The organism is Gordonia sputi NBRC 100414 (assembly GCF_000248055.1).
GTDB lineage: Bacteria > Actinomycetota > Actinomycetes > Mycobacteriales > Mycobacteriaceae > Gordonia > Gordonia sputi.
This window is the reverse complement of the sequence record NZ_BAFC01000085.1, coordinates 1-23,908: the sequence shown is the minus strand read 5'-3', so window position 1 is coordinate 23,908 and position 23,908 is coordinate 1. Positions and strand designations below refer to the sequence as shown.

Sequence of the window (23,908 nt, the reverse complement as noted above, 5' to 3'; positions counted from 1 at the left end):
TGAGGCGAGGTTCTGTAGAGTCGGGGTTCTCGTGCATCGGCATTGATCGAGCCGATGCCGCGCCGGATCGTCTGTGAGGTCGTCGTGGCTGATTACACGTTGCGTCAGTTGGAGTATTTCGTCGCCGTGGCCGAGGCGGGGAGTATCACCCGCGCGGCGTCGGCGGTGCACCTATCGCAGTCGGCGATGTCGACGGCGCTGACCGATCTCGAAGGCGCACTGGGGATTCAGCTTCTTGTCCGTCATCACGCCAAGGGCATCACGTTGACTCCCGCAGGTCGACAATTGCTCGTGGCGAGCCGCCAGTTGTTGGCATCCGCAGCCGATCTTCGTTCTGCCGCACACGGATTGGGCGGCTCGCTGACCGGAACCCTGACGATCGGTTGCTTCGAGGTCATGGCGCCCTACCTCCTTCCTGAGTTGTTGTCCGTCGCAGCCGAGAAGCTGCCGAACCTGGAGTTGGTGACCACCGAGGTCGACATGGCCGACCTGGCCGAGGGTGTCGCGAACGGAACATTCGAGATGGGTATCGGATACGACCTCGTCGACGACCCGCGACTCAAACGGTGGCCGCTACGTCGTGTTCCGCCCTACGCTCTGGTCGCGGGCTCGCACCGACTCGCCAAACGGCGGAAGGTCCGACTCGCCGACCTGGCCGACGAACCCATGGCGCTGCTCGACCTGCCACACAGCCGTGACTACTTCCGGCAGGTCTTCGCCGACGCCGGCGTCGAACCCGTTGTGCGCTACCGCTCGACGACCGTCGAGACCTGTCGCGCGCTGGTCGGACGTGGCCTGGCATACACGGTGCTCAACCTGCAGTCCGCCGTGCCGATGGCGCTCGACGGACATCCGGTCGCAGCGATACCCATCGCCGACGAGACGCCCGCACTCACGATGGTCCTGCTCAATGCGATCGCCGCGCGACCGACCCGGCGTGCGGCAGTCGTCGCCGAACTGTGCCGAGACCTGTTCGGCGACACCTCCGCTCAGTGAGCGCATGCCCGGCCACCGATGTTCTCGCCGAGCGCGCTACCCCCGACAACATTTCCCCCGACCATCGTCAGTTGTGCAGTGAGGCAACCGATGTCCTGCGCTGTCGAGATGTCACCGGAGAGTGCGACGAGGTCGGCGTCCTTGCCGATCTCGATCGAACCGGCGTGTTGAGCGCAGTGGGCGGCGCGCGCCGCGCCGATCGTGTAGGCATCGACGGCGGTCCGCAGAGTGAGCGCCTCCTCGGCGACGAGCGGCACGGTGCGGGCGTCGGTGCCGATTGCATGCGGATCGGCGTCAGAACCGGTTCGATTCACCGCGGTGTGGATTGCCCACAGCGGATTGGGATCGGTGACCGGCCAGTCGCTGCCCATCGCCAGCGTCCCACCGGCCGCGCTGATCGAACCGAAGGGGAAGTGCCATCGCTCGCGGTCGGCGCCCAGTAGCGGGAGCTTGCGTTCGACGATCTCGATGTCGCGGCGAGCCCACAGTGCCTGGATGTTCGCCATCACGCCGAGCGCTGCGAAGCGTGGAATATCCTGCGGGTCAACCACATCCAGATGCGCGATCTGGTGTGCGGCGTCGAACTCCGGATTGGCGGCGCGTGCGGCCCCGAGCGCATCGAGGCATTCGCGGACCGCGCGGTCGCCGACGGCGTGCATGTGGATGTGGAACTCGTCGCGCGCTAGCAGTGCGCAGACCTCGTTCAGTTCTGCCGGGTCGATGAAGGAGAGCCCGGTGGGGTCGGCCCCGGTCGGCAGGCCGGAGTAGGGCGCAAGCATTGCGGCAGTGCAGTTTTCGCAGATCCCGTCCTGCATCACCTTGACGGTGTCGACGTGAAACCGGCCGCCGTGTCGCGAGAGTGCCCGGCGTTCGCGGACTGCGTCGATCTGCGAGAGCCCCTGCTCGGCCGCCCACCACAATGCGCCGCACACGCGTGCGGTCAACTCGCCGGCCTCGTCCGCGGCGAGGTACGTCGCGAGTGTGTCGGAGAGGCCGAATGCCGGGATGTCGACGCCCGCGTCCTGCCAGCCGGTGACGCCGACGGAGTGCAGTCGACGCTGAGCTGTCAACAATGCCTCGCGCAGCACGTCGTCGTCGATCTCGGGCGCGAGTGCCTGGACGCTGTCGGCCGCCCGCTCGAACAGGACGCCGGTGGGTTCGCCCGCGGCGTCGCGGTCGATACGTCCACCCGTCGGGTCCGGGGTGTGCCGGTCGATTCCGGCGTCGGCGAGTGCGGCACTGTTGACCCAGACGCCGTGTCCGTCGTGGCTGGAGAGCACCGCCGGTCGGTCCGCGACCACCTCGTCGAGATCGGCACGCGTGGGCAGACCGCCGGGAAATGCGTCGCCATACCAGCCACTTCCGGTGATGACCGGGGCGTCGGGGTGCGAGTCGACGTAGGCCGCGATGGCCTCGAGGTAACCGCGCCGATCATGTGCGAGCTCAGAGAGATCGCAGCGCAGCGCTGCGAGTCCGCCTGCCACCGGATGCACGTGCGCGTCGATGAACCCCGGGAGCAGGCTCGCCCCCGCGAAGTCGTGGATGACGGTCGACGCCGAGACGAGGTCACGGTCGACGTCGGAGCCGATCGCGACGATGGTGCCGTCGGACACCGTGACCGTGGTCGCCGGTGGCATACCGAGTGGTTGCCACACTGCGGCGTTGGTGAAAATGTGATCTGCGTACATCACCACTCCTGTGGTCGGTGGGTCCGTCAGGACACCGAGACCGGCGTGTTGAACACCGGCTCGATCGACAACTGGGTGACCTCACGGCGGAACGGCACCGGATCGTCGTTGCGCGGCACGTCGAGTTCCTCGGCGAACCGGTGTCCCGACCAGACTGCCGCGGCGATGGTCGACGGCGCCCAGGCGTCGCCGACACCGGTGACGCTGCGAACTCCGGCCGCGGCCCAGTCGTCGCCGCGCTCGTGCAGTTGGGTGTAGAGCTCGTCGTGGGGGAGACGCGCGGTCACCATGACGACGGCGTCGGCATCGAGATGCCCTGTCCGACCGGTGAATCGGCACGCGGTCTGCACGCCGGACGCGTCGACAGCGGTCACCGCCGTATCGGTGCACACGTCCACGCCGGCCTCCATGATCCGCGCGCGGATACGGTGAGCCTCCATGGTGTTGGTGGTCCACTGCGACACCTGGGGGACAGGGGTGACGAGCGTGACCGCGAAGCCCTCCTTGGCCAGCATCTCCGCGATGACAGCGCCGAGGTAGTAGTGGTCGTCGTCGAACAGCACGACGCGCTTGCCGGCAGGCCGCGCCCCGGCCATGATGTCGTCCGGAGTGAAGACCACTGTGCTGGTATCGATCTCGATGGGATGCGTGTGCCAGCGGCCCACGCCGTCGTTACGCCACGACGCCCCGGTCGCGATCACGACGTGGTCGAAGCCGTACTCGAGGATGTCGTCGGTGCTCATCGGCGATTCGCGATAGACCTCGACGTTGTCGAGGCGGTCGAGTTGCTGCAGCCGATAGTCGATGACGCGAATCCATGCCGACAGTCCGGGAAGCTTCGACTCGCGGGCCACACGGCCACCGAGCACCCGGCTCGCCTCGGTGAGCGTCACGGGATACCCGCGATTACCCAGTGCGCGTGCGGCTTCGAGGCCCGCCGGTCCCGCACCGACGACGAGCACCGAGGAGTCGGAGCCCTTCACCGAGATGCGCTCCGGATGCCAGCCGCGTCGGAATTCCTCACCCATTGTGGGGTTTTGCGTACACCGGATCGGCGACATGGTGAAGTCGCCGGACACGCAGATGTTGCAACCGATGCACTCGCGGATGTCCGCGAGATCGCCGCGTTCGATCTTGTTGGGCATGAAGGGATCCGCGATCGACGGTCGAGCGGCGCCGATGAGGTCCAGGATGCCCGACTTCACGTGGCGCACCATGGTGTCGGGAGAGGTGAAGCGGCCCACTCCGACGACGGGCTTGGTGGTGAGTTGCTTGAGTCCGGTGACGTAGGGCTCTTGCTCGGCCTCGGGGCCGAAGCGCGAGGTGACCGAGTCGTCCTCCCAGCTTCCCAGCACGAGGTCCCAGAGGTCGGGATGCTCGCCGATCAGGCCGAAGACGTCTTCCATCTCGCTGCGGGTGATGCCGTCGTCACCGAGCAGTTCGTCGACCGAGATGCGGCACGCGACAGCGGCTTTGCCGTCGGCGATCTCGCGGGTGTCCTCGAGGATCTCGCGGATCAGGCGTACACGGTTCTCGAGGCTGCCGCCGTACTCGTCGGTGCGATTGTTGTATCGACGAGACAAGAAATGGTGCAGACCGCCGATCGCGTGTCCCGCGTAGACGTAGACGATGTCGTAGCCGGCCTTCAGTGACCGATGGACCGAATCCGCATGCCATTTGCGCAGATCGACGATGTCGGCCTTCGTCATCGCACGGGCCTGCACCGGATCGAGATTCCACGAGACGACGGGCAGATGCTGTGGTGCCAACGGAGTTTCGCGGCTGATCAGATTGGGGCTGTTGAGTCCGTTGTGCGCCAGCTCGATTCCCGCGAGCGCACCGCCCTCGTGAATCTGCTCGGCGATACGCGCGATCGCGGGCATGTCCTGGTCGTCCCAGAGGCGGAGCTCGATGAACGGTCCGATATCCGAGGTGGGATGGATCTCGACCTGCTCGGTGCAGACCACGGCCCACCCGCCCTCGGCTTTCGTCCGACGCATCGCTGCCTCGCCGGACGGATCGCGGTACCCCATGCCGTTGCAATGCGGCACCTGGAAGAACCGGTTGCGGGCGGTGACCGGTCCGATCCGGACAGGTTCGAAGAGGATGTCGTAGCGATGGTCGCGCATGTGGATCTCCGTCGAGAGGTGCTGCGGCGTGAAAATGCTTGGCGCAGTGGTCAGTTGTGGGCTGTGGAGTCGGCGTCGGGCAGTGGCGGCGACTCGTGTCATTCTTTGAGGTCAATCGCAAAGAATGAAATGACGGTATCGCGGTTTGTCCCGTCGGGCAGCCCTGTTGCGGACATCTCACGGTGCGAACTTCCGAATTGGTTCATCGGGAGAACCGATGTAATCAGCGGAGTTGCCCCGACGTGGTGCAGGGCGGCAATATCGGGACGTATGGCACGTCCACGCAATCAGCACGCGCGTCGCGCAGAGATCGTCGGCGCCGCTACGAGTGCGATCGCCGCGCGCGGACTGATGGGACTGCGTATCAAGGACGTCGCCGACGCGGCGGGTCTGTCGCCAGGGTCGATAACCTACTACTTCCCCGGGATCGACGAGCTGTTGCTTGCTGTGCACGAGGCTGCGGTCACGCGGTTCTATGAGGGCCGACGCACCGCCGCCACCGACGTCGACGATCCGGTAAAGGCCCTGGCAGGGCTCGTCGAACTCGGAATCTGTGATCCGGACGATCCGATGTCACCTGCGCTGTACGAGTTACATCTCTACAGTGCGCGCTCACCCGCACATGCTGAACTGATGTCGACGCTCTTCGACCTCGAGACCTCGCTCTACCGCGAGGCGATCGATGGGGGTATCGCGGCGGGTGTCTTCGCCGACGTCGACAGCGAAAGCGTCGCCAGGGGCGCGGTGGCGCTCGAGGACGGGTGTGGCATTCACCTTGTCGGGCGCACCAGGGCACTCGACGCGGCTTCTGCTCGCGGCGCTGTTATGCAGTATCTGCAGGCCGCGTTGCGGTGTCCGGATCTCGTGGTCGACGAGAGTTCCCGCTGACCCCGCTGACGGCTCGACGCGCCGAATCGTGTGGCCGACAAAGGTTGTCGGGGTGAAGTGCGGTGTCGAGGGCGACGTCTTCGAGCAGTGCGGAGCGTCGGACAAGGTCGGGAATCGACGCTCCCGTTGCCACCGCCTCCGCGACCAACGCGGTGGTCGCCTCGTAGCCGAGGACGGGATTGAGCGCGGTGGCGATACTGGCGGAGCCGAACACCGCGGCGCGCATGCGTTCCTCTTCAGCGGTGATGCCTCGGATGCAGCGTTCGCCGAGTACGTGCACCGCGGCCCGCAGATGGGTCAGTGACGAGAGGAGTGCCCGCGCGATGATCGGCTCGAAAGCGTTGAGCTGCAACTGACCTGCTTCGGCGGCGAGGGTCACCGTGAGGTCGTTGCCGATCACCTCGAAGGCCACCTGGTTCACGACCTCGGGGATGACCGGGTTGACCTTGCCCGGCATGATGCTCGATCCGGCCTGTACAGCGGGAAGTACGATCTCGCCGAAGCCCGCGCGGGGACCAGAAGACAACAGGCGCAGATCATTACAGATTTTCGACAGCTTCACCGCGGCACGTTTGGTGACACCGGAGAGTTGCACGAAGGAGCCGACGTCCGACGTCGCTTCGACCAGATCTCCCGCGGTGGTCAGCGGCAGACCGGTGAGCTGTCGCAGGCGTTCGCATGCCTGCGCGGCATAGGACGGGTGGGCATTGAGTCCGGTGCCGATCGCGGTGCCGCCGAGATTGATCTCGGCGATGAGCGAGATCGCCTCGTCCATCCTGTCGGCATCCTCGCCGATGGTGACCGCGAACGCGCCGAACTCCTGCCCAAGCGTCATCGGCACGGCATCTTGCAGTTGCGTACGTCCGAGTTTGAGCATGTCGCCGAATTCGACTGCCTTGTCGGCACATTCGGCCGCCAGTGTGCGCAGGGCGTCCGAGAGCCCACGGGCGGTGATTCCGAGCGCCACCTTCACGGCAGTGGGGTAGACGTCGTTGGTGCTCTGTCCGAGGTTGACGTGTTCGAGCGGGTGCAGCACGTGATAGTCGCCGCGTCGGTGCCCGAGCAGTTCGAGCGCCCTGTTCGCGATCACCTCGTTGGCGTTCATGTTGGTCGACGTCCCCGCGCCGCCCTGGATCTGGTCGACGACGAACTGCTCGTGAAGCGACCCGGAGCGGATCTCGGTGCATGCCGCGATGATCGCGTCGGCGATCGTGGGATCGAGCAGTCCGAGCTCGCGATTGGATTCTGCGGCAGCCTGTTTCACCGCCGCCAGGGCCACGATGAGGTCGGGATGCGTGGAGATCGGAACTGCGGAGATCGGGAAGTTCTCCATCGCCCGTGCGGTGTGCACCCCGTAGTAGGCGTCGGCGGGTACCGCGTGATTGCCGAGGAGGTCGTGTTCGATGCGAATCGCACCCGCGGCGTCAGTGGTCACCTGTTGCCCCTGTGTGTGTCGTGCGAGTGCCGTTGGCCAGGAGCCTGTCGCGGATCGTATCGAGCACGGCTGCGTCGACGACGGTCCCGGCCAGCGCGAGCGCGCCCTGAGCGATCGCCGTCTCTGCTGCCGATGTGAGTGTGGCAGCAGCAAATTCGGGCTGATGGTTGACCGCGGGCAGAGAGTCGATGCCGATGTAGGGGTGAATCGCCGGCAGTACCTGCGAGACGTTGCCCATATCGGTCGACGCACGCGCCATGGTCGCGTCGGGTCCGGAGCCGAAACGGCGTCCCGCCGCGAGTGCGCGTCGTTCGTAGCGGCCGAGAAGTTCGTCGTCCGTGCGGAACTCGGCGTAGGGCTTCGACTCCGGGGTCACCGTGAGCGTCGCGCCACTGGCGAGTGCGCCCGCCTCGAAACATCGCATGACACGCGGTTCGACCTCGGCGAGTTCGGCAAGTGTTTCGGCGCGGACATACCAGCGTCCCTCGGTGTGCTCGGCGATGGAGTTGGGTGCCTCGCCGCCGCGTGTCATCATGCCGTGCACGCGCACCGACGCCGGAAGCTGTTGGCGCAGCAGGCCGATGGCCACCTGAGCGATGGTGAACGCATCCGCGGCATTGACGCCACGTTCGGGGTATGCGGCAGCGTGCGCCGACTTGCCGTGGTAGTCGATGTGGCTGTGCGACACGGCGAATGGCCGCGCGCGTGCCACGTCAGCCGGTCCGGGATGAACCATCGCGGCGGCATGCTGAGCGTCGAATCCGCCCCGTTCGAGCAGTTCGATCTTGCCGCCACCGCCCTCTTCAGCGGGAGTGCCGATGACCGTCAGTGTCAGACCGAGATCGTCGACGATCGGTGCCAGTGCGAGCGCCGCGCCGACGGTGATCGCCGAGATGAGGTTGTGCCCGCAGGCGTGTCCGAGTCCCGGCAGTGCGTCGTATTCGGCGCAGAGCGCGACGTGGAGGTCGCCGCTGCCGAGCGTCGCGGTGAACGCGGTCGGGAGGTCGCAGAACTGTTCGACGACGGTGAAGCCGCCGTCGGAGAGGGAACCGGCGACCCGAGCTGCCGAATAGGTTTCCTCCCAAGCGGTCTCGGGATTGTCGTACAAGTCGTGCGAGAGCGCGATCAGACTCGGGTGCGCCGACGCGATACGGCTGCCGAGTTCGGCGTCGAATCGATCGGGGGTGGCGTCGATGGTGGTCACAGGTCTCCCGGAACTCCGTAGGAGGGCGCACGCGTCGGGTCGACGCCGCGGACACGGTAGTCGTTCTTCTGCGGTTGCCAGATCTGCCAGAGCGAAGCGAGGTCGCCGAGCGGATCGTCGGCGAAGTCAACGCGCAGATCGGTCACCGGCCACGGCACGTCCTCGACGACCAGGAGGCCTGCAGAGTGCACCGGTCCTTCTTCGCCGCCGGCGTCGAGTGCGCTGTGTAGCCCGTCGAGCAGTCGTTGCTCGAATGTGTCGGCGGCACTGTCGGCATAGCCGTTCAGCAGCGACTCGAGCACAGACAGATCCGCAAGCATATTTCCCGCGGCCACCGCCTGATCGCCCTCGACGCCGCCGTAGGTACCCAGGCTGCGAGCGCCGGAATGCAGCGCGGTGTGCCCGTGTGCGTCGACGACGCTCACCTGGCGGTACTCGGGGTGTTGCTCCGCGGAAAGCGCTGCGCTGAGCGCTTTCTCGGCGTCTAGGCCGTCGGAAAGCCGGTCGAGTACCGCGGGCCCGAGCGCAGGGTTGGTCACGTTCTGCGACGCGACCACTCCGACGCCTGCCCTCGGGTGTGCGCAGCGCGCTGCCACCGCGGGACTCGACGAGCAGACGATGATGCCGAACGCGCCACTCGCGGGGTCGCGCGCGACGAGCGACATCGTCATCGTGCTGCTCCGCTCTGCTCGCTGAGAACTGCGGTCGCGTCGATCTCGACGAGCCATTCCGGCCGTGCGAGTGCGTCGACCACCAGTCCGGTCGACACCGGATACACGCCCTTGAGCCAGCGGCCCATCACCCGGTAGACGGTCTCGCGGTAACGGATGTCGGTGAGGTATACGGTCACCTTGACGATGTCGCGCAGCGAGCTGCCCGCCTCGTCGAGCAGCATCGCGATGTTGCTCATCGCCTTCTCCGCCTGCACCTCGACGTCGCCGATGCCCACCGATTCGCGAGTGTCGAGATCCTGGCCGATCTGGCCGCGCAGGTACACGACGCCGCCCGCGACGACGGCCTGGCAGAGGTCGTTGTCGAGGTTCTGTTCCGGGTAGGTCTCGCGGGTGTTGAAGGGACGGATCCGGGTGTGGGTGACGTCAGGGCTGACGGCTGCGCTCATGGGTGGCTCCTCGTGCTGCGGCTGGTGGAGTAATGAAGTGGGCGGGGTTTGCTGGTTGGCAGATTACGGCGAGTTCAGGAAACAGCCTGCGCGGCAAGCACATCGGAGTCCGCCGGTGTGGTGTCGTCGACCTGGTCGGGTCGGTAGGCCCGGTAGCCGCGCTGGATCGCGATCTGGTCGGCCAGGTACTTCGCGTCGTGCCATACGCCCCAGATGAAGCTCGACCCGCGACGTGAGAGCCAGGGCAGCCCGAGGAAGTAGATTCCCGGTTCGCCCGACACGCCCCGCTGGTGCGCCGGGCGGCCCTTCTCGTCGAAGGCGTCGACCTCCAGCCAGCCGTAGTCGTAGGCGAAACCGGTTGCCCACACGATGGACGTGATCCCGGCGGCTGCGAGGTCGAGCTGCGCGATCGGGTCGGTGACGCAGTCGGGGAGTGGTCCCAGGATGTGCGCCTGTGGCTCCGCGGGGAGGTCGAGGCCGTTGCGCTCGATGTAGTCGTCGGCCTCTCGCAGCATGGCGAGATAGGTTGCGTCGCCGTTCTCGATGTTGGTGCGCAGGTCGGAGGCGAAGGTCATGGTGCCTGCGTCGAATGCCTGCGCGCGTCCGAGAAGAGTGATCCCATCCGCGGCGAGCTGCCGGAAGTCGACGGTGTGCCCACCGCCCGCGCCGCTGACGGCGATGGTCACGTGCTCGGCGCCCGCGGGAGGTGCCGCCGCGTCCCACTTGCCGAGAACACCCAGCCACCAACAGAAGTCGCGTCCGCGGTAACTACGCGGCGGGCGATCATGCGGTCCGACGGCGAGGTACGTCTCGCGGCCTGACGCGCGTAGCTCTGCAGCGATCTGCACGCCCGACGATCCCGCGCCGACGACGAGAACGCCACCGTCGGGGAGCTGCTGCGGGTTGTGATAGTCGCTGGAGTGGATCTGATGGAAGGGCGCGTCGCGCGGCACGACGGCGGGGATGACCGGGGTCTGAAAGGCGCCGGTCGCGGCGACGACGAAGTCGGCGTCGATCACACCATCCGAGGTCTCGACGCGAAAGCCGTTCTCGCCCTGCTTCTTACGGACCGATGTCACCTCCACGCCGGTGCGGATGGGTGCGTTGATGCGCTGGGCGTAGGAGCCGAGGTAGTCGGCGACCTGATCCTTGGTCGCGAACGCGTCGGCGTCGACGTCGAACTCCAGTCCGGGGAAGCGGTCGTGCCATGCGGGACCGTTGGCGACCAACGAATCCCACCGCCACGTGCGCCAGCGTTCGGCGACGCGATCACGCTCGAGTACGAGGTGGTTGATTCCCTGTGCGGTGAGATGCTCACTCATCGCGATACCTGCCTGGCCCGCGCCCACGACGAGCACCTCGACCTGTGTGGCCGCGGTACCCGCGGGTGTCTGCGTCCCCGGCGTAGCCAACTCCACCATCTCGTACCTCCGCTGTTGCATGCGTTGTCGTTGACTCAATGATCATCGGACCGCCTGCATCTGTACAGCAGAGATATCCTGGGTATTACATCGCTTCAGTCGATGCAGGGTTGTGCCGCGTTCTCAGCGGTCGCGACCGGGGTAGGGCTGGTAGGCCCGGCGGGCGGCGGTGGCGACGACCTCGGTGAGCTGGTCGTCGCTCAGTATTGCGGGCGCCCCGGCGCTGACGGCTTTCAGATACACCTCGCTGAGCCATTCGACGACGCCGAGGTGCTCACACGCGGTCTCGATGTTGCCGCCGATGGCGACCGAACCGTGGTTGCGCATGAGGGCTGCGGTGCGCTCGAACAGTGCCGCCACCACGCCTTCGCTCAGCTCGGGGCTCCCGAAGACCGCATAGGGGGCGACTCGTATCGAGCCGCCGACCATCGCGGCGTCGTAGTGGATCGGTGGGAGGAGCTCGGTGATCGTCGACACCGCGACCGACGCGAGCGGGTGGGCGTGGGCGATTGCCGACGCGGAGGTCGACCGGTAGAGGTCGAGGTGGAATCGGAGTTCTGCCGTCGGCCGGTAGCGGGTTTCCTCGATCACCGAACCGTCCATGTTGACGACGACCAGCTGGTCCGGTTGGACGGCGCCGAGGCGTGCACCCGACGGCGTCACGAGCACGCGATCGCCGACGCGGACAGAGAGGTTGCCGCCGGTGCTCAGCGACGTGCCCGCGGCCGCGAGCTGATGCGCAGCGACGCACAGGGGTACGCGCTGATCGACGATGTCCACCTCTTTGACGGTAGTCGTTCGAACGGTCTCGCCGCAGTGAGACGGCTGCGGCTGCGCATCTCGATCTGGTTCCGCGGACTCTCGAACCGTCACGTTCCGATTGGTAGAGCGAATCCAATGCAACTAATGGTTGCGCATTGCGTCAAGGGGTCGTAGATTGATACGCAACCAGAGGTTGCAGGAGGCGACATGGACAAGCTGACCGACGCAGAGGTGGGGACCCTCGTGCGTGAGCTCTACATCGACGCGGAACCCGACATCGTGTTCGACGTGGTGAGTTCGCCCGAGTACGTCGAACAGTGGTGGCCCGATGAGGCGCGATACCGACTCGAGCCGGGATCGCCCGGCGAGTTGGTGTTCCGTACCGCCGAGGGCGACGAGATCGTCCAGCAGTTCAGCGTCGTCGAATCGAATCCGCCGCGCACGTTCTCGTTCCGGTGGACTCACTCGCCGGGCGAGGACCCGGCCGCGGGTAACTCGTTGCTCGTCACCTTCGCCCTCACCGCGTCGGGTAGCGGTACGACGCTGACGATGACCGAGACGGGATTCCGTGAAAGAGGTTGGGAGGAAGCAGAACTCGAGCGGCAGTTCCGCGAACACATCGACGGCTGGAACTACTTCCTGCCCCGACTGGTGACCTACGTTGCCGGAATGGAAGCAGCATCGTGACGCATGGCCAAGCGTCGACGGGCGACGTCGACGACGCGCTGTGGTCGGCCATCGGAGATCCGACGCGGCGCCGCATCGTCGACCTTCTTCTCGCAGGCGACGGTGGGACAGCGACGTCGTTGAGCGAACAGCTTCCGGTCAGCAGGCAGGGAGTGGCGAAGCATCTCGGCGTACTCGACCGAGCAGGACTCGTGCACGCGACGTCTGCGGGACGCGAGCGACGTTACGACGTCAACAGGGCTCAGCTCGCGAAAGCTGCTGCACAGCTCGAATCCGTCGGCGCGGCATGGGATGCCCGGCTGCATCGCATCAAGGGCATCGCCGAGGCGTTGCAGCAGGCCCGCAACCGCAGCAAGACAGAACACCAACGTTCACCACAGAACCGTCCAGAACAGAACCGTTCAGAACATAAGGATCAAGGGAGTACATGATGAGCAGCATCCTGCACAGGATCGGCGTCGAAGGCGCCACCACCACAGACGTCTACGACGCACTGACCACCATCGACGGTCTTGCGGGCTGGTGGACAGAAGACGTGAGCGGTGACGGCACGGCCGGCGGGCGCCTCGAGTTCCGCTTCCCGCCGGTCGGCGGATTCGACATGGAGGTACTCGAGACCGTTCCGTCGGAGTCGGTGCGATGGCGGGTCGTCGAGGGGCCGGACGAGTGGGTTGGCACGACCATCACGTGGTCGCTTCGCCAGGAGGGCGACTACGCCATCGTGATGTTCAGTCACGACGGCTGGCGCGAGCAGGTGCCGTTCATGAATCACTGCAGCACCAAGTGGGCGGTCTTCCTGTTGAGCCTCAAGGCGATGATCGAGTCCGGCAAGGGCACACCCGCACCGCGCGACGTCGCGGTCAGCGACTGGCACTGATCGCACCGGGGTCAGGTGTTGATCCCGAACTCGCGGATCTTGCGGTAGATGGTCGCTCGCGAGATGCCGAGGGCCGCGGCGGCTGCGGCTTTGCTGTGGTTGTTCTCCTCGAGGCTGCGCACGATCGCGTCGCGTTCGAGCGACTCGATCCGGGTCAGAGTGTGCCTGCTGGTCGAGCGGCAGCGCGGCGGCAGTTGCGCCGCTTCGATGGTTCCGGTGCGCTGATGAGTGACCACCTCGCGCAGGATCTGTCGTAGCTCCGCGACGTTCCCTGGCCACGAGTACTTGCTGAGCTGGTTCATCGCGTCCGGAGCGACGGTCAACTCCCGTCCACGGGTCAGTTGTTTGAGCAGTGTCGGCACCAGATCGTGGAGGTCTTCGATGCGATGCCGCAGCGGAGGGAGTTCGACCGTGTGCCCGAAGAAGGGCAGCAGGACCGACGCCGCGTTGCCGGCGTCGGGCAATGTTGTCACCGCGAGCCAGCCCGCGTGCTCGCGACCCGGAAGCAGATCGGAGATCGCGTTCACGGTGTCGTCGTCGAGTTGGTCGAGACCGCGAATGATGACCCCGAAGCCGTCGCCCGAGAGTTCGGCTTCGAGTGCATCGAACGTCTCCGGCGACTCGAAGTCGTCGGCGTTGAACACGCGTGTCGTGCCGGGTAGGAACTGTTCGGCCGCGGCCCGGAGGACTGCGGTCCGACCGGTACCCGATTCGCCCGAGACCGCAATCCAGCGTCCGGCCCGCACGTGCCCGGCGACGTTGTCGCAGCACTGACGCCACGATGAACTGCGGCCGACGAGTCGTGGAAGGGCAGTGGTGGATGGCCGGGTCACGCGTGTGTGTCGGGTGGGGCTGCTGTCCACGAGGTGAACTCGGAAGACGGCGATGTCGGAGTCGCAGTGTTCGTCGACAGGTGACAACCGTGCGACTATCCCGCTGGGCAACGCGCTGACGCGGGGAACAGCGGCGTCGAGCGAATGGCCGTCGACGGAATGGTCGACGGCCAGTTCGAGGAGTGCAGTCTGGTCGGAAGGGTTCATGCTGTGGCGCAGTCGGCGGTTCATCAACACGACGTCGCCGGACAGCCCGATCACCATCGCCTGCGGAGCTCGACGACACGTCGCGAGATAGGCGTTGAGAAGTCGGGATTCGCGCTCGCTGGCCTGCGAGACCATGCGCTGCACGATCTGCGATGTCGCCGACTTCGCCAGTGAGAGGAGCAGCGTCGACGGGTGTTCCTGCTCGGTCAGGCAGGTGAGGTCGAGCGCGCCGACGATGGCTCCGGAGATGGGGTTGAGGATGGGAACTCCGGCGCAGGAGAGTCTGCCGAGACAGCCTGCGTAGTGTTCCGAGCCGCTCACCAACGTCGGTTGCCGGGTCTCGAGAGCTGTGCCGATTCCGTTGGTTCCCGCGTGCTCTTCGCTGTAGCTGTATCCGGGAGCGAGGCTGACGTCGTCGAGCATCCGTTGCAGGCCGCGATTGGCCGTCGCGCGTGAGAGTACGACGCCGTCGGGCGAGGTGAGGATGATGCTGATCGGTTCGGCGACGAGGTCGTTGGCGAGTTGGTCGATCACCGGCCGAGCCGCGGCGATCAGCGGCGTCTCGGGATTCGGCTCACGGACGAAGGGGAGTTCGAGTCGGTCGGCATCGACGTTGAGCGCGCGGGAACGCCGCCACGACGTGAAGATCGCGTCGCGGACATCGACATCGACGTCGTCGTCGCTCAAGAATCGCTCGCGGGCGCGAGCGACGAGTCGTGATGTCGGAGCCTGGGCTGGCGGCCGGGATATCACGTGGCAAGTACCCCTCTGTGATCTATATCTCACTTTCGAGTGTAGCCGACACATGGTCCCGAGAGAATGAGTTCGCGGCAGAGCACGCACGTGTGCGACGAGGGAAGGGCCGGCCGCGATCAACGCCGTGAACGGTTTGTTCAGATCGCGACCGGCCCAGTTCGGGGACTACCGACGGTTCGGTGTCTCCCGGTCAGGGGAGAGCCTTTCGGTCAGTAGATATTGGACGGCCGTACCATTCCTTCCGCCAGGTCGCCGAATCCGGGTGCGGGGATCGCGCCGGGATTGCCCATGACCTCCTCGACCACCGCGGTCTCGGTGGTGATCAACAGTGCGGCGATGGATGCCGCGCTCTCCAGCGCGGCGCGGGTCACCTTGCACGGATCGATGACGCCCTCGTCGAACATGTCGGCGTACTCGCCGGTGAGCGCGTTGAAGCCGTGCCCGAGGGGCAGCCCTGTCACGACCTTCACGACCTCGTCGCCGTCGTAGCCCGCGTTGGTGGCGATCCAGCGCACCGGTTCGGCAAGAGACCGTCGCACGACGTCGATGCCGACGGCGTCGTCGCCGGTCGCCTCGAGCGGTTCGAGAGCGCGATGCGCCTGTGCCAGCGCGGTACCGCCGCCGGAGACGATGCCCGCCTCGACTGCTGCGCGTGTCGCCGCCAACGCGTCTTCGACGCGAAGCATGCGTTCCTTGAGTTCGACGCTCGTCACGCCACCGACCCTGATCACGGCCACGCGTCCGGTCAGTCGCGCGATGCGGAGTTCGAGACCGTCGCGATCCGCGTCGATGCGGGCCCGCTGGAGTTGCGCTTCCAGATGAGAGACGCGGGCGTCGACGGCCGCCTGGTCGCCGTGGGCGCCGACGATCGTCGTCTCGTTTTCGGTGACCGTCACCCGATCGCAGGTCCCGAGGTGGTCGATCGACACCTCGGACAGCTCGATGCCGGTGTCCTTGGCGATCACGTGGCCACCGAGTGCGACCGCGAGGTCTTCGAGTTCGGCGATCCGTCGATGCCCGAAACCGGGGGCGCGCACCACGACCGACTGCATCGTCTTGTGCATGTTGCCACCGACGAGCAGCTGCAGCGCCGGGCCGTCGACGTCCTCGGCGAGGACGAGCAGAGGCCGATCGGCTCGCTTGGCCACCTCGATCGCGGGCATGATCTCCTGCACCGACGTGATCTTCTTGTTGGTCAACAAGACCACGGGATTGTCGAGGACGGCTTCCATGCGGTCGGGATTGGTGACCATGTAGCCGGAGATGTAGCCGTGGTCGAATTCGATGCCGTCGACGATGTCGACCGCGAGGCCGAGGGTGTCGCTCTCCTCGGTGGTGATCACTCCGGTCTTGCCGACATGCTCGACGGCCGTTGCGATCACGTCGCCGATGACCTCGTCGTCACTTGCGGCCAGAGATGCGATCCGTTCCAGGTCGCTGCGGCCGCCGATCTGGACGGCCTGGTCGTTCAATGACCCGACGACCGCGGTCACCGCGCGCTCGATACCGCGACGCACCCGCATCGGATTGGCGCCCTGCTCGACGGCGCGCAGTCCCTCGCGGACCATGGCCTGCGCAAGCACGGTGGCCGTCGTGGTGCCATCACCCACGACGCCGTTGGTCTTCATGGCGACTTCCTTGACCAACTGAGCACCCATGTTGGCGAACGGATCTCGCAGCTGGATCTCGCGTGCGATCGTGACTCCGTCATTGGTGATCGTCGGCGGTCCGGTCAATTTCTCCAGCACCGCATTGCGTCCTTTCGGACCCAATGTCACCTTGACCGCGTCGGCGAGGGCGTTGACGCCCCGCTCCAGCCGCAGTCGCGCTTCGGCGTTGTAGCGCAACTCCTTGGCCATGTTGGCACCTCTTTCGATTGGGTTGTGGGGGTTGGGATTTCCTGGTTGGGCGGTGTGATCTCGACAAGCTCGATCAGCGGTTAGGGGCTCGATCAGCGGTGATCTCGACAAGCTCGATCAGCGGGTGGGGCCGTCGAAACCTCAGGGAACGAGGATCGCGCGGCCGCGCACCCGGCCGGCGTCGAGATCGTCGAGCGCCTGCTGGTATTCGGTCAGTGGGTAAGTGACGGTGTGTAGCTTCACCTTTCCCGCCGCCGCCAGCGTCATGAGCTCGGTCAGATCGTTGTACGAGCCGACGAGGTTTCCGATGAAGTTGATCTCGGTCGAGATCACGTCGATGGTCGGGATGTTGATGTTCTCCCCGTAGCCGACGACGAAGTAGTTGCCCGCCTGGCGCAGCATCGCGATGCCCTCCGACGTCGCGCCGCCCTCGCCGACGAAGTCGAGGACGGCTTCGGCGCCCTTGCCGTCGGTCAGCGCGAGCACCTTCTCGACCTGTGTGCCGTCGGCGACGATGCCCTCGTGCGCGCCGACCTCGACCGCAAGCGCCACCGCATCGGGATTGCGGTCGACAACCACGATGCGCACCCCGGAGATCGCGGCGAGAACCTGAATCCCTATGTGTCCCAATCCGCCTGCGCCGATCACGACGCAGGTGTCACCGGGCCGTGTCATCCGTGCGACCTTGGCGGCCGCGTGATAGGCCGTCAAACCGGCATCCGCGAGAGCCGCGATATCGGCAGGCTCGAGCGAATCGTCGATCTTCACGACGCTGCGCGCGGTGGTCTTCAGGTAGTCGGCGTAACCGCCGTCGGTGTCGATGCCGGGGAACTTGTTGTTCTCGCAGTGCACGTCGTCGCCTGCGCGGCAGGCACGGCACAGGCCACACGTGATCAGCGGATGCAGGATCACCTTGTCGCCCACCGACACATTGGTGACGGCGTCGCCGATCGCCTCGACCCATCCGGCATTCTCATGCCCGATCGTGTACGGCAGTTCGACGCCGCTCTTCTCGGCCCACTGCCCTTCGAGAATGTGCAGATCGGTGCGGCACACTCCGGCGCCACCGATCCGCACGATCACGTCGAGTGGACCGGTCACCACCGGATCGGGGACCTCGGTGAGTTGCAGCTTGTCGTGGTAGCCGACAACCTGTACGGCTCTCATGATGACCTCCCGGTAGTGGTTGCTGTGCGCGATTCGTCGAACGTGGGGTGGCGCAGATCGGTGATGACAGGCCCGCTGGTTCCGTCGCATTCGTCGTCGTCGGCGTAGCGGGTCGCGAGCAACCCGCGGCAGAAATGTGCGTTGCCCTCCATGGAGATTCGCACCGATCGCGCGAAGCGCATACGCATCGGAACCTCGTCGGCACTCAGGGTTCGCCCCTCCTCGTCGACGACGACTCGACAGTTGGGGCAGACACCGAGCCCGATCTGTACTCGTCTGCGCAGGAGTGCGTACTTCCCCGGTCCGTCGGGGATGTCGCGCAGCAGCAGATGCGTACAGCCCTCGACGTCGACGACGCCCGACGAGATCAGCGGTGTCACAGCACGTTCCATGGCAGCGGTGTGCGCCTTGCGGAAGAAGGTGAGTCGAAGTTCCTCGAGATCCTGCTCCGCCTCGACACCGAAGGTGCCCTTGTAGCCCGCGTGTGCCGCCAGACCCGCGTTGATCTTGTCCGAGTCGTGGTGATCGTCGAGCATCACGCGGACCCGTCCGATGTCGTCGATCGCTTCCAGTGCATCGAGTGCGTCGGATGCCATGAGGTAGGCGAAGTTCGGCGAACAGAACGACGTGGGGAGTCGCAGATGCACGGTGACCCCCTCGTCGTCGAGGCTGATCGAGCGCACAAACCCCAGTTCGGTGATGGGCAGATCCAACTCGGGATCAGCAACGGTGTCGAGGGCTTCGATGACGCTGTCCGACAACTGCATACCCGATGTGTGCGCCTGCCCGCGATGTGCGAGCGCGGTCATGCGGTTGCCGCCTCCGCTGCCGGCGTGTCCTGGGTACCTGCTGCAACGTCGGCGCCGGGATCGGCTGCGTCGGTGGGGATTCGCAGTTCCTCGGGAACCGAGATGTGCGGATACAGTGCCGCAGCGTTGAGTCCGAGGATCTTCTTCTTCTGCTCGATGGTGATCGGCGCGTACTCCGTCATGTCCTCGGGAATCTGGAAGTCGACGAAGCGTTCGACGAGCCACTGAGGTGTCCACAGCGCGTAGTCGCTGGAGAACAGAATCTTGTCCTCACCGATCCAGTACAGGAGCTCGCCGATGATCTGCGCGAAGTACCTCGGCCGCGTGTGAATGAACGGAATGGCAACGGCGAGACCGCCGTACACGTTGGATTCCTGCGTGGCGATCCAGCAGAAGTCCTCGAGACGAGGAAGACCGACGTGCTCGATGATGAAGTTCAGGTCGAGGTAGTCGGTTGCGACCTTGTCGACATCCGCGACGTCGAAGGCGTCTCGGTCGAGCGGGCGGATCGTCGGGCCCTTGTGCACGTGAATGTTCTTGATCCCTAGTTTCAGGCACTCCTCCAGGTAGCGCCTCGACCACGGATCGTCGAGCTTGTATCCGCGTGAATCCCCATGCCACTCAGCGGTATACAGCTTGACGCCCTTGAGGTCCATCGTCTCGGCATCGCGTCGGAGCTGGACCAGACCGTCTTCGCCGTCACGCGGGTCGTAGGCGTGGTTGTAGGTGAGCTTGTCGGGGTTGTCCTGCGCAAGCTTGAGCGAGTCGTCGACCTGAGCGAAGCCGTTGACGTAGAAGTCCTTGAGGATCGTGGCCTGGAAGATCGCGTGATCGGCGGGACCATCGACGAAGAGATCCTGCATCAGACGGTCCGCGCCGTAGTAGCAGTAGGTGTCGTAATCCCACACCTGCTCCTCGGGGCTCAGGTTGCGGTGATAGTCGTAGAAGCAGTCGATGAACTGTTTGCCGTGAATGTTGCGCTGATTGGATTCGCGGCCGTCCCACAGGTGGACGTGGGCGTCGACGATGAAGTATTTCTCGCCATTCTTCTCGTACATCTTCTCACTCGCTCTCTGAGATCTGGGCTGTCGGGGTGATCGGGCTGGCTGGAGTAGCGGAAAGCGGCTGCACGGCAACACAAGTGAGCCGCGATGGACTCGCCGCAGGCGCCGGGTGGACGATCCTCGGCGCCTGCGGCGAAGTGTTACGACGACGCGGTGAGGTCGAATCCGATGAACTCGGCGGCGTCCTCCGGGCTGGCGAACAGGATGGTCTTGTCGTCGAGGTGAACCATCCGCCCGTAGTGCGTGGAGCTGATCTCCTCGAAGATCGACCCGTCGAAGTCCTGGCCGAGGGCATCGGTCAGTTCGTCGTAGTCGAATATGAGGCGGTTGACGCCGTCGACACGGATCATCGACGGGTACTCGGTGAGTTCGACGCCGTCCTTGGCTCCCATGACGTCGGCCACGATGCGGCCGATCGGCGTGTTCATGAGCGTGACACCGCACATGTTGGAGAACTCGGTATCGGCCCCGAATTGCATGGTGCTCACTTGTTCAGCTCCTCTGGGATATCGACGTCCATGGCGGTCAGAACGTCGGCGAACTTGGTCTTCGCGTGTTCGAGACTGGATGAGAAGGTGACCGACTTGTCGGCGGGCTGCGACCATATCGGCTGCAGGGCGCGCGCGGCGTCGAGGCTTCGCGGTACCCATTCAGACATCCACCGCGAGAACAGCTTTCGATTGTCGATGCCGTACTTCTCGTCGCGCGAGAGCATCTAGAACAGTGCGCGTGAGTAGTTCAGGTCGCGGTCGTAGTCGTACTCTCCGGTGCCGACGATCGTAGGTGTGATGTAGTCGCCGTTGCGGGCGGCGACCTGCATGACGAGCTCCGACCGGAACAGCGAGCCCACCAGTTGCTCGAAGACGATATTGGAGCAGAACAGCAGTTCGGCCCAATCGCCGATCGCCGTCAGTCGCTCCACCGCCTCGCGCGTGGGCTGCCACTCGGGGGCCGATTGCCAGACCTCCTTGTGCGCCGAGCCGTCGAACGCTTCCTCGGCTTCGGAGAGGTCGAGGTTGAACAGGGCGAGATCCTGCGCGAAGCGCAGCTTGTGCGCGGCGTTGACGCAGACCGCGTTGTTGATCATGTTCGTCGGTGCCGACCGCTGAATCGAGGTGAACACATGCAGACCCATGCCGCTCTCGGCGTGCATCCAGGCGCCGAGGTTGCGCTCGATGAACTTGAGCCACGCGGAATTCCACCCGTCGTAGGCCCGTGCGCGCTTGGCGTTCTGTAGGCACAGGTCGACCTGATGGACGACCGCGGAGTTGTTGCGGTAGATGGACTGTTCCCATTCCTCGTTGGGGTCGAGGAACTGATGCCAGTTGTCCGACTGCGCTGCGGTCCACTCCTTCGGATACCCGCCCGGGCCGTCGCCGAAGCCGTAGATCCATCCCTGGGTGAGGTGACGTTCAGGGTCGGGCTGGACGTCGACGGTGACGTCCTCATAGATCGTGGCCCGCTTCTTGGACGGCTGATAGTAGTTGTACTTGCGGCTGCGGCTGCTCGGGAATTCCCTTGCGCCGGCCTCGGCGTCGGTGAATTCGATGGACGGGAAACTGCGTTCCCTCGATTGAGCTGGTGCGGACATACCTTTCGTTCCTGTCGTTCAGGCTGACTCGACCGCGGTGGTCGTGATCAGGAGTCGAATGCCGGGCTGGTGAACTTGTCGTAGAAGATCTGGTCGCGGGGAACCGAATGCTGCTCGGCAAGCGCGAGAGCGGCATCGACCATGGGTGGGGGACCGCAGAAATACACCTCCGTTCGGGCGAGGTCCGCTTCGTTGTCGTTGACGATGTCGGTGACGTTCCCGCCGATGACGGTGACTCCGTCGGGAGCGTCGTCGGTGCTCTCCGACAGACATGCCGTGAACGAGAAATCGTCGATTTTCTCACCGAGAGTGGCGATTTCGTCGAGAAGGAAGAGATCCGACGCGGTGCGGGCGCCGTAGTAGAACCGAACCGGTCGGTGCAGTCCTGTCTCGCTGATGTGTCGGAGCAGCGAGAGCAGTGGCGCCATTCCCGCGCCGCCGCCGATCGCGACGATCGGCAGGACGTGACCGCTGCGCAGAGTGCACGATCCGTACGGCCCGTTGACCTTGATCTCTTGCCCCACCGACAGGCCGTCGGTGAGCATGCCGGCGAACAGACCACCGGGATACTTCTTGATCAGGAACTCGAGCCGATCCGGAGTCGCCGGAGTGGTGGCGATCGAGAACGACCGCTTCTCGTCGGTGCCCGGGATGAACAGGTCGAAATACTGACCCGACTTGAATTCGACGGTCTCCGGCTCGACGACGTCGAGTTTCAGCGACACGATGTCTCGGGTCATCGGCTCGATGGCGGCGACCTTCGTGGTGACGTCCTGGATGGGGGCACCGCCGAGGAGTTCGTCCTCGTCGAAGTTGAGGAGTTCGATCTCGCAATCGCTGTATGCGTATGTGCGACAAAGGAGTACGTACCCTTCGGCTTCTTCCGCGTCGTTGCAGGCGAAGGTGGAGTAGTCGTCCATTTGGACGTCGCCGTCGAGCATGTACGACTTGCAGGCCGAACAACGGCCTTCCCGGCAGCCGTGCATGAGGTGGATTCCCTGCCGGAATGCGGCGTCGAGGATGGTCTCGTCCTCGGCGACCTCCATCTCGATGTCGACGGGTTCGAAGCTGATGTGATGCGTGTCGGCCATGAAGTCTCCTGGGCTTTATGAGGATGTCCGCGCTGGTCGGGGTCGCGAGCGAAGCCGGGGGGGTATCGAGACCACGCTTGCGGATGTGGTCTCGATACGCCCTTACCCCGGGGCTCGGGGTCACTCGCCGAGCCGGGCGAAGCTCGGGCTAGCTCGACCGGCGCGGCGAGTGCGTCCGTCGCGGATCAGACCGTGACGGCCCCGTTCTTGTTGGCCATGTAGGCGGCGATATGAGCTTCGCGTTCCTCGTCGCTCATTTCGTTCAGCGCCACGTTCGGGCTGCCGAACGGGATGCCGCGCACATCGTCGAGGGGCCACATCTTCTTGGGATCGAGATCGAGATGTGGCTGCGGGATGAGCGTCTTGCCGTCGTCGCGGACGTAGCCGAGATCCTTGATGATGTCGGCGAGATCCTTGCCGTGGTGCAGCGTCTCCCATTCACGGAAACCGGTGAGGCGCCCCATGTTCGGGGTCGGGCGTCCCTCGTACTCGGGACGGAAGGCCACCTTGTCGGTCCAGGCACAGGTCTCCGAGCAGTAGGTGCGCCACTGGCCGTCGACCTTGTCGGTCACCATGTCCTCACGGATCAGGCACGGCACCATGCACGTCCAGCACCGGTGTGGGTACTCGTAGTCGACGTCCTCGAAGGCGATCGGCTTGTTCTTGCCGGGGTAGGCGAGGCGGTTGTAGTTCTCCCACCACTTCCCGAACTTGTTGTACCAACCGGGATACTTCTCCTCGAACCATTCGAAGTCGGTGTCGGTCATGGCGTCGATGCGCCAGTAGTTGACCGGCCAGCCGGTGGCGAAGAAGCGGGCCACCTCGTGCACGTAGTGCTTGTCGACGATGCGGTTCCACGCCTCCTCGACGAGATCGTGCGGAATTGTCAGACCGTACTTCTCCAGTGGCAGAAGGTAACTGCGGTAGTAGTCGTCGTAGATCCAGCGACGCCACATCTCGGCGTAGGACTCGCGATCCTTGCGGCGGTCCTTGGTTCCGTACTCGATGAAGGTGCCGATCGCGGCGTCGACGACGCAGTGGTTGTTCCACCATGCGTAGCGCAGATCCCGTTCCAGCAGTGGACGATTGCGTTCGTCGGCCAGTGCCATCAGCAGGATCGAGTAGCCGTTGGAGATGTGGCGCGACTCGTCGGACTGCACCGAGTGGAACACCGTCGGCAACAGGTAGTCGCCGTTGGCGGCCGCCTCGTCGGGCATTGCCACGAACAGTGTGTTGGTGAACGCGGTCTCGGCGACGACCGTCAGATAGATGTTTGCCGCGGTGATCGCGTCACCGGTGATGAAGCCCTCACCGAAGGGGCGGG

Annotated in this window: 21 protein-coding genes and 1 pseudogene; 5 read left to right on the top strand and 17 right to left on the bottom strand. The window is 65.2% G+C overall.

Annotated features, from left to right (window positions below):
• The first annotated feature begins 84 nt into the window (after nucleotides 1-84).
• Complete coding sequence (locus GOSPT_RS14475; RefSeq protein WP_005207121.1) at nucleotides 85-996, top strand: LysR family transcriptional regulator; 912 nt, start codon at nucleotides 85-87, stop codon at nucleotides 994-996.
• Here the strand turns inward: GOSPT_RS14475 and GOSPT_RS14470 are convergent.
• Nucleotides 990-2,684, bottom strand: a complete 1,695-nt coding sequence (locus tag GOSPT_RS14470; RefSeq protein ID WP_005207120.1) for an amidohydrolase — start codon at nucleotides 2,682-2,684, stop codon at nucleotides 990-992. The two genes, GOSPT_RS14475 and GOSPT_RS14470, sit on opposite strands and share 7 nt — an antisense overlap.
• A gap of 26 nt (nucleotides 2,685-2,710) precedes the next feature.
• Nucleotides 2,711-4,813, bottom strand: a complete 2,103-nt coding sequence (locus GOSPT_RS14465; RefSeq protein WP_005207119.1) for an oxidoreductase — start codon at nucleotides 4,811-4,813, stop codon at nucleotides 2,711-2,713.
• A 270-nt stretch (nucleotides 4,814-5,083) separates the two neighbouring features.
• On the opposite strand from GOSPT_RS14465, the gene GOSPT_RS14460 reads away from it, so the two are divergent.
• Nucleotides 5,084-5,701, top strand: a complete 618-nt coding sequence (locus tag GOSPT_RS14460) for a TetR/AcrR family transcriptional regulator (protein ID WP_005207118.1) — start codon at nucleotides 5,084-5,086, stop codon at nucleotides 5,699-5,701.
• Here GOSPT_RS14460 and GOSPT_RS14455 read toward each other — a convergent pair.
• The 6 genes from GOSPT_RS14455 to GOSPT_RS14430 form a co-directional block, all read right to left on the bottom strand.
• Nucleotides 5,637-7,136, bottom strand: coding sequence for an aspartate ammonia-lyase (locus tag GOSPT_RS14455; protein ID WP_005207117.1), 1,500 nt, complete (start codon nucleotides 7,134-7,136; stop codon nucleotides 5,637-5,639). The two genes, GOSPT_RS14460 and GOSPT_RS14455, sit on opposite strands and share 65 nt — an antisense overlap.
• The gene (locus GOSPT_RS14450; protein ID WP_051993919.1) at nucleotides 7,126-8,286 is read right to left on the bottom strand and encodes a M20 family metallopeptidase; all 1,161 of its coding nucleotides are present in this window, start codon (nucleotides 8,284-8,286) and stop codon (nucleotides 7,126-7,128) included. Before GOSPT_RS14450 ends, GOSPT_RS14455 begins: the two co-directional genes overlap by 11 nt.
• A gap of 50 nt (nucleotides 8,287-8,336) precedes the next feature.
• Nucleotides 8,337-9,011: a DUF1028 domain-containing protein gene (locus tag GOSPT_RS14445; RefSeq protein ID WP_005207115.1), complete on the bottom strand. Its 675-nt coding sequence runs from the start codon at nucleotides 9,009-9,011 to the stop codon at nucleotides 8,337-8,339.
• Nucleotides 9,008-9,460 carry a RidA family protein gene (locus tag GOSPT_RS14440; RefSeq protein ID WP_005207114.1) on the bottom strand — a complete coding sequence of 151 codons (453 nt, stop codon included), beginning with the start codon at nucleotides 9,458-9,460 and terminating at the stop codon, nucleotides 9,008-9,010. The genes GOSPT_RS14445 and GOSPT_RS14440 overlap by 4 nt, the downstream gene beginning before the upstream one ends.
• 74 nt (nucleotides 9,461-9,534) lie before the next feature.
• Complete coding sequence (locus GOSPT_RS14435; protein ID WP_005207113.1) at nucleotides 9,535-10,881, bottom strand: flavin-containing monooxygenase; 1,347 nt, start codon at nucleotides 10,879-10,881, stop codon at nucleotides 9,535-9,537.
• Between the two features lie 123 nt (nucleotides 10,882-11,004).
• Complete coding sequence (locus tag GOSPT_RS14430) at nucleotides 11,005-11,661, bottom strand: class II aldolase/adducin family protein (protein WP_005207112.1); 657 nt, start codon at nucleotides 11,659-11,661, stop codon at nucleotides 11,005-11,007.
• 189 nt (nucleotides 11,662-11,850) lie between these two features.
• On the opposite strand from GOSPT_RS14430, the gene GOSPT_RS14425 reads away from it, so the two are divergent.
• Genes GOSPT_RS14425 through GOSPT_RS14415 form a run of 3 tightly spaced genes read left to right on the top strand, consistent with a single transcriptional unit; the run spans nucleotide 11,851 to nucleotide 13,207 of the window.
• Entirely contained in the window at nucleotides 11,851-12,330 is a 480-nt protein-coding gene (locus tag GOSPT_RS14425) for an SRPBCC domain-containing protein (RefSeq protein ID WP_005207111.1), read from the top strand.
• The gene (locus GOSPT_RS14420) at nucleotides 12,327-12,761 is read left to right on the top strand and encodes an ArsR/SmtB family transcription factor (RefSeq protein WP_005207110.1); all 435 of its coding nucleotides are present in this window, start codon (nucleotides 12,327-12,329) and stop codon (nucleotides 12,759-12,761) included. The genes GOSPT_RS14425 and GOSPT_RS14420 overlap by 4 nt, the downstream gene beginning before the upstream one ends.
• Nucleotides 12,761-13,207, top strand: coding sequence for an SRPBCC family protein (locus tag GOSPT_RS14415; protein ID WP_005207109.1), 447 nt, complete (start codon nucleotides 12,761-12,763; stop codon nucleotides 13,205-13,207). Before GOSPT_RS14420 ends, GOSPT_RS14415 begins: the two co-directional genes overlap by 1 nt.
• 11 nt (nucleotides 13,208-13,218) lie before the next feature.
• Here the strand turns inward: GOSPT_RS14415 and GOSPT_RS14410 are convergent, their stop codons facing one another.
• The 9 genes and pseudogenes from GOSPT_RS14410 to GOSPT_RS14370 all read right to left on the bottom strand — a co-directional run.
• Nucleotides 13,219-15,000 carry a sigma-54-dependent Fis family transcriptional regulator gene (locus GOSPT_RS14410; protein WP_039856111.1) on the bottom strand — a complete coding sequence of 594 codons (1,782 nt, stop codon included), beginning with the start codon at nucleotides 14,998-15,000 and terminating at the stop codon, nucleotides 13,219-13,221.
• A 212-nt stretch (nucleotides 15,001-15,212) separates the two neighbouring features.
• The gene (groL, locus tag GOSPT_RS14405) at nucleotides 15,213-16,862 is read right to left on the bottom strand and encodes a chaperonin GroEL (protein WP_005207107.1); all 1,650 of its coding nucleotides are present in this window, start codon (nucleotides 16,860-16,862) and stop codon (nucleotides 15,213-15,215) included.
• A 141-nt stretch (nucleotides 16,863-17,003) separates the two neighbouring features.
• Nucleotides 17,004-18,029 carry an NAD(P)-dependent alcohol dehydrogenase gene (locus GOSPT_RS14400; protein ID WP_005207106.1) on the bottom strand — a complete coding sequence of 342 codons (1,026 nt, stop codon included), beginning with the start codon at nucleotides 18,027-18,029 and terminating at the stop codon, nucleotides 17,004-17,006.
• On the bottom strand, nucleotides 18,026-18,838 hold the full coding sequence (locus GOSPT_RS14395; RefSeq protein ID WP_005207105.1) for a metal-sulfur cluster assembly factor: 813 nt from the start codon (nucleotides 18,836-18,838) through the stop codon (nucleotides 18,026-18,028). Before GOSPT_RS14395 ends, GOSPT_RS14400 begins: the two co-directional genes overlap by 4 nt.
• The gene (locus GOSPT_RS14390; protein WP_005207104.1) at nucleotides 18,835-19,896 is read right to left on the bottom strand and encodes an amidohydrolase family protein; all 1,062 of its coding nucleotides are present in this window, start codon (nucleotides 19,894-19,896) and stop codon (nucleotides 18,835-18,837) included. The genes GOSPT_RS14395 and GOSPT_RS14390 overlap by 4 nt, the downstream gene beginning before the upstream one ends.
• A 146-nt stretch (nucleotides 19,897-20,042) precedes the next feature.
• Nucleotides 20,043-20,381: a propane 2-monooxygenase effector subunit MimD gene (mimD, locus tag GOSPT_RS14385; RefSeq protein ID WP_174273062.1), complete on the bottom strand. Its 339-nt coding sequence runs from the start codon at nucleotides 20,379-20,381 to the stop codon at nucleotides 20,043-20,045.
• A gap of 5 nt (nucleotides 20,382-20,386) precedes the next feature.
• A pseudogene (locus GOSPT_RS14380) lies at nucleotides 20,387-21,493 on the bottom strand (aromatic/alkene monooxygenase hydroxylase subunit beta).
• Nucleotides 21,494-21,540: 47 nt separating this feature from the next.
• Nucleotides 21,541-22,584, bottom strand: coding sequence for a 2Fe-2S iron-sulfur cluster-binding protein (locus GOSPT_RS14375; protein WP_005207092.1), 1,044 nt, complete (start codon nucleotides 22,582-22,584; stop codon nucleotides 21,541-21,543).
• A gap of 185 nt (nucleotides 22,585-22,769) precedes the next feature.
• Nucleotides 22,770-23,908: ferritin family protein (locus tag GOSPT_RS14370; RefSeq protein ID WP_005207090.1), on the bottom strand; the 1,139-nt coding region annotated here is incomplete at its 5' end.